Annotated in this window: 4 protein-coding genes and 1 pseudogene; 1 reads left to right on the top strand and 4 read right to left on the bottom strand. The window is 29.6% G+C overall.

The window, feature by feature from the left end:
- Positions 1–173: 173 nt before the first annotated feature.
- Positions 174–296 carry a lariocidin family lasso peptide gene (locus COE49_RS28230; protein WP_255291267.1) on the bottom strand — a complete coding sequence of 41 codons (123 nt, stop codon included), beginning with the start codon at positions 294–296 and terminating at the stop codon, positions 174–176.
- A gap of 218 nt (positions 297–514) precedes the next feature.
- Positions 515–640, bottom strand: a pseudogene (locus COE49_RS28225) (hypothetical protein); the annotation flags it as partial.
- 1,293 nt (positions 641–1,933) lie between these two features.
- Here COE49_RS28225 and COE49_RS26765 point away from each other — a divergent pair.
- Positions 1,934–2,542: a DUF998 domain-containing protein gene (locus COE49_RS26765; protein ID WP_018783231.1), complete on the top strand. Its 609-nt coding sequence runs from the start codon at positions 1,934–1,936 to the stop codon at positions 2,540–2,542.
- 357 nt (positions 2,543–2,899) lie between these two features.
- Here COE49_RS26765 and COE49_RS26760 read toward each other — a convergent pair whose 3' ends face one another.
- Together COE49_RS26760 and COE49_RS27780 are read right to left on the bottom strand one after the other, a co-directional pair.
- Positions 2,900–3,454 (bottom strand): DUF4352 domain-containing protein, encoded by a 555-nt coding sequence (locus COE49_RS26760; protein ID WP_088233250.1) that lies wholly within the window; start codon positions 3,452–3,454, stop codon positions 2,900–2,902.
- 26 nt (positions 3,455–3,480) lie between these two features.
- Entirely contained in the window at positions 3,481–3,648 is a 168-nt protein-coding gene (locus COE49_RS27780) for a hypothetical protein (protein ID WP_170933807.1), read from the bottom strand.
- Positions 3,649–3,737: the final 89 nt, after the last annotated feature.

Below are 3,737 nucleotides of genomic sequence, written 5' to 3'. Positions count from 1 at the left end.
TTAAGGTTTATTATTACATAAATGTAAACATTTACCTTTAAGGTATAAGTATAGTACACACCCTTATAGAATTCAACATGAAATTTTTACATCAATATAGGGTGGTCATACAATATTTTTTATTAAGTATTTCAATTTCTACAACAAATATTATTTGGCGGAAATTAAAAGTATTAAGCTTTCTTCATTCCTCTTTTACCTTTTCCATGCTTACCATCACCAGGTTTACCAGATTTAGCAAGTGTAAGGTTCATGAATGTACCATATTCCTTTACTTTTCCAACTGTAAGTTTCATTATTTTCACCTCCTTTAAAAATTATAAGACTACTCCACTTGCGTTGAGGTTTATTATTACATAAATGTAAACTTTTACCTTTACGGTATGAGTATAGTACATACCCTCGAAAAACTCAATATAAAATATCTATACAATTTTATTTATTAACTAGGTTAATAAATAATTTTTTTTCTAAAGTTAGACTGACAGAATTTCAGTCAGCTAGTTTTTTAATATTAAATATCTTGATTTATTTGTTGCTTAATACCGTTCACTACCAATTTCAAAGCGTTGTAAACAAGCGTCACAAAGTTAAAATGTACTTTTGCTCGCTTTCCAGATCGATATCGAACATTTTTCAACTAAGAGCATTCTTTTGGGTATGTGTTCACTCATTCGATAGCACTTCTTAATTTTTCTATGCTTCTAATCTGCTCTAGGACACTATATTTCCGAATTTATGGTGTTATGATAGCTGCCACCAACGAAAAAATTAGTCCTGCAACTCTCCAATATAAAGTTAATTTTCCATTTAATTCCTTGATTCAGCATTTCAAAATGCCTTTTTATAATACTTTAATTATATTCTAAACATTCAAGTAACTTTAATGTCAAGTCCTTCCATTTCTGAATTGCAAGATTATTGAGCTAGAATCTAAGATTTATATTTATTAGAAGACACCCTAATGTAATATTTGAACAGTACCTCGAATCGTGATAACTTGAAAAAAGTCCATGATTCGGGGTACTGTTCATTTGACGGTTTCCTCGTATTTTTAAAAGCGGTGCCTGAATAACAATATAAGAGTGAAGCTGTTTTCTAAAAACTATTCGGAGTTTTTAGTTAATTTTCTATATAAAAAGTTTCGAATAGTTTTTGAAATCAAAACAAGGATGCTCATTATTTTCAGAGGGGTAGTGGAATGTTAACAAATATGAAGTATTGTATCTGATTTAATACAGACTTTGTCATATACAATTAAAACAATATTTTTTCATCTAGGGGTCATGCTCATCAACTTAAGAAATTGGTTGTCCCCAAAAACGAAAAAATGAGCTAAATTCTCATAAACAACTGTAAAATACTAAAATTTTTATTTTGAAGAAACTTTAACATACTAGTTTGATGGTAATCTGGAAGACCCAAAAAACTCTTTTTACGAAATGAAATTTATTCATCAGTCTGATTCGTTTTGTATTTATGGTAAAATTATGAATAAGTACTAGTAGGTAAGTTAGTAAGGGTGGTGAACACTAATGGGTGTTTTTACAGCTGTTTTAGTAACAGGGTCAATTTTGTTCCTTGCATGGAAAGTAGGAAAAAGGACAGAACCAATGTAAATTCATTAGAATCTTGTTTTAAAATAACAAGATTCTTTTTTATTGTTTTTAGAGTCGAAAAACTTGCTTATCAGCTTAAGAGATTTTAATACCCTCAAGTACTAAAAAACGTTATTCTTTCTAAACAAACTAGATTGGAAAGGATGATGGGCATGGCCTCACCATATCAAAAAAAGAAAATTGTACGTTTAGACAGATTTGTCCAGAAAACCCTATCTTATTGAACAGGGTTATTGACTCCTAGCGTACAATTTTTCACTTTTGGTGATGTGACACCTATAATGTAAATATACTTTTTTCAAAGGAGGGATCTAATGTATATATCAAACAGAATTGGCTTATTTAGCTGGATTACAACTTGCCTATACTTTCTAATTGAACCTTTCTTTATTTTCACTTCTACAGTACCTTATAACTATTTGCATCATGCAATGAGTGATCTAGGTGTAACAACCTGTGGAAAATTCACCTATGAAATAGCTCCTTATGAAATATGCTCTCCTAATCATTTTTGGATGAATTTACTCTTTATTATTAATGGATTAACATTTTGTATTGGAGTACTATACATTTCACAACATCTAGAAAAAACAAAAATTAATAAAATAGCAACATTTTTTATACTTATAATAGGAGTCTCCACTATAGTTTCAGGATTAATTCCTGCAGATGTAAACCTAATTGGGCATTCTATTCTAGTTTGGATAGGTATGCTTACTGTATACCCAGGATTATTTATTTTTGCTAGGAATCTTAAAAAAGCTAAAAAATGGACATATTTCTGTTTACTAAGCTTAATATTAATAATAATCCTTATCTCACTTGTTTTTCTTTTCCCTTTACCTTCAGGTCTACTACAAAGACTTTTTTATTTAGTTCTTTTCGTTTGGGGAACTGTATCAACCTACAAATTAATTAAATAAAGAATTTCTGTACAAAACATGAAATTTTGTCTAAACGTACAATTTTCTTTTTTTGATATGGTGACCCCTAATAGCAAAGTAAAGTAAGATTGCGATACTTCGATTTTATTTTTTATTTGTTTATTTTACTCTTTTCAAGAGAAGTTAATATATGAGGTATCGCCAGCATTTTGGAAAAAAACAAGCTAAGCAAAAAATAATATAAGCTGCCTATATGGACAGCTCATTTACATAATTATCGAAAGCGGAAGTAAATTATTTGTCCAAAAGGTTAACCGCTCGCTTGGAATTAGCATTGTTTACTTTTCGAATATATAATTCATATTAAAGAACACTTCCACCAAATTATATTTAGACTTAGTTTTTTGGTGATTGCAGCTTATCAATTTTCCAGTGTGTTGTTCCTAGAGAGTCTAAAGAGCTTTCAATATAAAACATATATTCATCTGCGGTACCTGGTACTTCAAAAGCTATTTTCAATTCTACCGTTTCATTTGGTTTAACTTGTATATCAGAAGGGTTTTGGTCAAGCAGCTTTCCTTCATACGTCTTACCATTTTTTTCATCTTTTAAGGTATATTTTAATTCTGATAGTCCAATCATTTGACCTCGTACATTTTTTACAGAGACATTAACAACGATAGAATCGTTGTTATCATTTAAATATGCACTTTGAACGGTGGTCAAGTAATAGCCTCCCTTAGCACTCTCACCAACTAATAAAATACCTTGTTCCAAGCGGCTTATATTTTCTTTTTCTTCAAAATTTATTAATTCTTCATTTTCATTTTTCGCGGTGGGTTCTTCTATTGAATTATTTTCAACTGCATTATCTTTTTTATCTTGTGTGCAAGCACCCATAACACTGACAAATACTAGACTTAAAGTAAGTAATATGGATAATTTTCTCATAAATTTTATCAGTCTCCTTAAATTTCTCAATTTTGTGCAACTGTAAATAGATTTACCCCTAAACCGATCATTACGAATGATAGATTTTTATTCCTGTTTTTTGGTAATGCAACCATAAGAAATAAAAATAATGCAGTACCAATTATAAGAAACGGTAATCCAAAATAAAATCCAAAATATAAAATAAATTCCATAATACCCCTCAGAAATTCAAATTATATCATCAATAAGGGCAATTTTGGATAAATAGAATATAAATGCTGAGTTAAGTCGGGTAAGCGAG

It is taken from the genome of Bacillus sp. AFS029637 (genome assembly GCF_002584985.1).
Classification (GTDB): domain Bacteria; phylum Bacillota; class Bacilli; order Bacillales; family Bacillaceae_G; genus Bacillus_A.
This window is presented reverse-complemented; position numbering and strand designations above follow the sequence as displayed.

Coding starts and splice junctions, on each gene's coding strand:
- COE49_RS28230 (WP_255291267.1), bottom strand. CDS start 296: ATGAAACTTACAGTTGGAAAAGTAAAGGAATATGGTACATTCATGAAC.
- COE49_RS26765 (WP_018783231.1), top strand. CDS start 1,934: ATGTATATATCAAACAGAATTGGCTTATTTAGCTGGATTACAACTTGC.
- COE49_RS26760 (WP_088233250.1), bottom strand. CDS start 3,454: ATGAGAAAATTATCCATATTACTTACTTTAAGTCTAGTATTTGTCAGT.
- COE49_RS27780 (WP_170933807.1), bottom strand. CDS start 3,648: ATGGAATTTATTTTATATTTTGGATTTTATTTTGGATTACCGTTTCTT.